Source organism: Polynucleobacter sp. 39-46-10 (assembly GCF_002282275.1).
The window spans coordinates 1-4,936 of the sequence record NZ_NCJB01000171.1 but is presented as its reverse complement, the minus strand read 5'-3'; the positions used below and the strand labels follow the sequence as shown (position 1 = coordinate 4,936).

The 4,936-nt window shown below is 44.0% G+C and carries 5 protein-coding genes; all 5 read left to right on the top strand.

Annotation, left to right across the window (positions count from 1 at the left end; genetic code table 11):
* Window positions 1–253: 253 nt before the first annotated feature.
* Window positions 254–1,612 (top strand): integrase family protein, encoded by a 1,359-nt coding sequence (locus tag B7X71_RS11725; protein ID WP_293598638.1) that lies wholly within the window; start codon window positions 254–256, stop codon window positions 1,610–1,612.
* A gap of 46 nt (window positions 1,613–1,658) precedes the next feature.
* Window positions 1,659–2,423, top strand: coding sequence for a hypothetical protein (locus B7X71_RS11720; RefSeq protein ID WP_293598637.1), 765 nt, complete (start codon window positions 1,659–1,661; stop codon window positions 2,421–2,423).
* Window positions 2,424–2,757: 334 nt separating this feature from the next.
* Window positions 2,758–3,255 (top strand): hypothetical protein, encoded by a 498-nt coding sequence (locus B7X71_RS11715; protein WP_293600817.1) that lies wholly within the window; start codon window positions 2,758–2,760, stop codon window positions 3,253–3,255.
* Complete coding sequence (locus B7X71_RS11710; protein WP_293598635.1) at window positions 3,252–4,628, top strand: AAA family ATPase; 1,377 nt, start codon at window positions 3,252–3,254, stop codon at window positions 4,626–4,628. Before B7X71_RS11715 ends, B7X71_RS11710 begins: the two co-directional genes overlap by 4 nt.
* The coding region (locus tag B7X71_RS11705) for a hypothetical protein (protein ID WP_293598634.1) at window positions 4,625–4,936 on the top strand (312 nt) is incomplete at its 3' end. The genes B7X71_RS11710 and B7X71_RS11705, both read left to right, overlap by 4 nt.

Here is a 4,936-nt window from a genome sequence, read left to right as displayed (position 1 = left end):
AAGCAAAAAGGCTTCAAAGACATAATCGCCTTAGAAGCCTTCTACTTGTTTGGTTGCGGGGGCAGGATTTGAACCTACGACCTTCGGGTTATGAGCCCGTATATATTAGGGTTTACCTGTATTACTCTATGTTCCCATGTGAGAAATAAAAATCATATAAAACAATAAGTTAACGATTTTTGTAAATTATCTGTGTTGATTTATGTTTCCTTATTTTGCTATTATTTGTCTACTATATGTCTACGGATTTTATATGATAACTAATAAAGTGAATTTCACGGCTGGGCGGGTAGATAGCTTTGAATGCGAAAAAGGCAAGCAGCAAAGCTTTTATTGGGATGCGAAAACTCCCTCGTTGGGGATTAGGGTCACCGCAACGGGCAAAAAGACCTATATCTTTGAATCACGGGTTGGGGGATCCTCATCCCCTATACGCTTGAAAATAGGGGATACGCGCACTTACACAATTGGCGCTGCACAAAAAGAAGCTAACCGCCTCAAAGCATTAACTGATCAAGGTATAGATCCTAGAGAACTTGCTAAAGCCAAGGAAGAGCAAGCGCAGGCAAAGAGGTCTGAAGCAAAGAGTAAAGAACTTTTGGTTGGTGAAGCTTGGAATGAGTATCTTAAGTATCAAAAGGACAAGATGACGCGCCCTCATATAGAGCGCGGCAAGAAGTGGGGTGCGAGGCATCTAAAAGACCATGAAAATTTATCTCAAGCAGGCGGCGAACAAAGAATGCGTAGCAAAGAAAAAACTAAGCCCGGTGTTTTGTACCCGCTGATGTCTATGCGTATGGCCAATATTAGTGCTGATGTTTTGAGAAATTGGCAAAAGATAGAGGCTGCTACGAGAGCGAATAATGCTCGGCAGGGATTTGAAATGTTTAGGGCATTTTGGCGTTGGTGCGCGATTCGGCCAGAATATTCAAAAATCATTGATGTAAATGCGGTTGAGGGTAAAGAGTTGCGAGATGAGGTGCCCAGCCGCAAAAGCAAGCGCTTTGATGTGCTCCAGCGTGCACAGCTAAAGCCATGGTTTAAGGCTGTTAATTCCCTAAGGAGCTTAGTCGCAAAGGCCTATCTTCAGTCGGTAATCTTAACGGGCGCGAGGCGCGAGGAAATGGCGAATCTAAAATGGGTTGATGTTGATTTTCAATGGAATGTTTTATGGCTCAAAGACAAGGTGGAGGAGCAGGGTAGAAAAATTCCACTTACTCCATACCTTAAGAGTCTAATTGAGGGTTTGCCAAGGCGTAATGAGTGGGTATTTAGCAGTCCATTGTCCAGAGATGGAAGGTATGCTGACCCTAGCGTGTCTCACCACAGGGCGCTAGAGCTTGCTGAGCTCCCTCCGGTCACCATACATGGCTTACGCAGAACTTTCGCCTCATTGGCGGAGTGGGTAGAAATGCCGGTGGGCGTTGTTGCTGAAATAAAAGGTCATAAGCCAAGCGCAACGGCTGAGAAGCACTATATTTCTCGCCCAATTGAATTATTGGCAATTTGGCACACAAAGTACGAGGCTTGGATATTGGAGCAGGCAGGGGTTGAATTCAGGCCCCAAGAGGATGTACAAGCTCTTAGGCTGGTTGGTGGTTCTGTAATATAAGCTGTAAACAACTTAATTAATTGCATAACTGCATTAGGGGTGGGATGTGGTCGAGAAGTTAAAACATAAAAAATCTAAATCAAAACTGGCAATTGCTCGCCACAGTAAAGCAATAAATGAAGGCGTCGCCAATGAGGGCGCAAAGGTGCCCAAAGCTGTCAATAAAAATGATGTTGTGTTGAATGTATCAATCATTCGGGATAAGTTAGACAGCGCTTTAGAGGAAGCAGTCGAGCTATATACAAACTCAGCCAATAGGCTGGAGATAGAGGTTGATGTAGATAAATGTAAGTCAAGCCGCAGCGATTTGAATAATTGGGCGATTTTGAAAAAAGCCTATGACAAGCCTAAAAATCGTCAATTAATTGGAGCTTATGTATCTGCACGTGAGGCGTTACATGATCTCAGCAATAGGGTCGAGAAGGCTAAAACTCTAGGTGGAAGTATGACTCAGGTTGATATATTGCATTTGCTGGACTCATTTCGATTGCTTGGTGTAGCCAGTTATTGCATCCTTGATGAGCATCTTCAAAAGGATTTTGCAGAGGTAGGAGGGGAGAATTTAAAAAAAGCAAGAAAAGCGCGTCATGAGCCAGGAAATAAAATGCGCAATGAGGCGAATAGATTGTTTGAATCCGGCAATTTCAAGAGTAAAAACCAAGCAAAGTACGCGTTAAAGGGGCCGCTATTAGATTTTGCAAGCAGGGATGATGTTGGGTTTGTGTTTAAAGGCAACAACATAGAAGACACTATTTATGAGTGGCTGATATACCCAGAGGGAAAGCCAGCCCGGAAAAAAGTAGCTAAATAAATTTTTTAAAGAGGTTGCGAAAAACATACAGTGTCTCTATAGAGGCACTCATGCTCTCAATAGAGAGCATCTATCCAAGAGTGGCCTTGATGCATAAATTGACTATGTACCGAAATCTATCGGGATATAAAAGGGTCAAAAGTTATGCAAATACCAGAGCTAGCAACAACAGAAGCATTTGCGCAATCAGCCAAATGTTCAACAAAAACCATCCGAAAGAATTACTGCCTAACAGGTCATTGCTACGGCATACGCCCTGTAAAAGTCGGCGGCCGACTATTGTGGCCGGTCTCTGACATTGCCAGGCTTCTGAGTGGTGAGTTGGGGGTGTCATATGACCAAGCTAGCCCTATGGCCGGGGGGTCTCATGAGCTTTGATAGATCTCGTTTGCCTGACCCTCAGAGCTATTACGAAAATCAGGGTCTAAAGCTTTCAAAAGGTAAGAAATGGGCTACCACATCCTGTGCATTTCATGGTGGAAGCGATTCGATGCGGATTAATTTAATTAGTGGCGCCTTCTCTTGCATGGCGGGTTGTGGCGCAAAAGGGGGTGATGTAATGAGTTACCACCGTGCAATAAATGCTTGGGATTTTGTAACCGCTTGTAAGGATTTAGGGTGTTGGATTGAAGATGGGAAAGTATCATCTAAGCCTCCTAGACCGACCCCATTATCACCAAGAGATGCGCTGACTTTAATTGGGTATGAATCCCTTCTGGTGGCTGGTTTTGCCTCTAGTATGGGGCACAATTATCGGCTGACTCAAAGTGATCAAAAGCGTTTGCTTGAGGCTTGTGGCCGTATTCAGATGATTGAGGGGTTCTATTTATGAATAACCTCGAAAGCATGAAAAATATTCAGCGACTGCAGGCAAAAGTGGATGAATTTGTTTCCGATCAATCATTACCTGATTTAATTGATCCACCTTCTATGACTGATGGCTTGTATAACCCTCGAGATCCTGCTGAGTATGGAAAGGGTCAAGTGAATGGTAAAAAGACGGGCACTGCACCTACTCAGAAAGCTAAGTCAAAAATAGAGGTACAACTCATGAAGGGCTCAAATGTCGAAATGCGACCCATCACTTGGTTGATAGACCAGTGGCTACCAATGGGAAAGTTAACACTTTTGGCTGGGGCTGGGGGTACTGGGAAGACCACGTTAGCACTTGGTATTGCAGCTGCTATTACGAGCGGTGGAACCTTCCCTAGTGGCCAAAAATATTTGGGTAGATCCAACGTATTGATCTGGTCAAGTGAAGATGATCCTGAAGATATTTTGATGCCAAGATTGGCGGCTATGGGTGCGGATTTAGAGAGAATATACATTCTCAAATCCGTACGAGAAGATGGTGATGATCGCACTTTTAATGCAGCAACAGATTTAGATAGTCTCAAGACTGTGGTTGATTCTATTGGCGGTGTCGTCTTAATCTTGCTTGACCCGATTATCGGATTGGTAAAGGGAAACTCAGATAAAGCTAATGATGTGAGAGAGGGGCTTGACCCATTGGTGGAGTTTTCACAAAACCAGCGATGCGCCATTATTGGCATCTCCCATTTCAGTAAAGGTGGACAAGGAAAGGATCCTGCTGAGCGAGTGTTAGGTTCCCAAGCATTTACTGCATTGCCTAGGATGGTATGGGGCACCATCATCGATAAAGATACTGGAGATCGAGTGTTAGTAAGGCTTAAAACAAACTTAAGCGCAAGGGATGGAGGCTTTTTATATTCGGTTGAGCAGACTCAGTACAACGGAATCGACACTTCAATTGTGACCTGGAAAGGACCAATTGAAGGAAGTTCCCATCAAATTATTAGTAATGCCGAGGCAGTTGATTTTGATGGAGAAAATGGTTCTGAGTTGGGGGATTGTGCTCAGTGGCTCAAATCATATTTAGAGGATGTGGGTGGTAGCCAAGAGAAAAAGGTTATCGCTGATCTTGCTAGGGCGAACGGATATGGAAACTCATCTCTTTATAGGGCAAAAGATGCGCTGAAATTAGTAGCAAAAGTAGAGGGCTTTGCCAGCTCAAGGCGCAGTATTTGGATGTTATCGATCAATAGTAAAAACTCCAATATTCCCAATAATTCTCATAATTCCCGTGCTTTGAACCACTGGGATTCTGGGAATTATGGCCAGACAGGTGGGAATTTAACTTGCAAGGCTGATGCAGATCATTTTGATTGGGGTATTGTTTTATGAATTCCTTTAATGCCGGTTTGGATGATCAAAACAGGCCTGAAGATCGCCCTCAGAGCCAATTGGGACATGGCGAAGCCTCGACCCCTACCCCCGTCAATAGCATGAGCAAAATCAGGCTCAATGATGCCGAAACGATCCGGATGGAGATGGCAAGACTTTACAAGGACATGAGGCTAGGGCGCATCGATACGCAAGATGGCACGCGTTTGGCCTATGTCTTAGACATGGTGCGCAAAGCCCATGAGACTTGTGAGTTACAGCGTCGGGTAGAAATTATTGATCAGGTAAATAAAATCAGGAAACTCAAA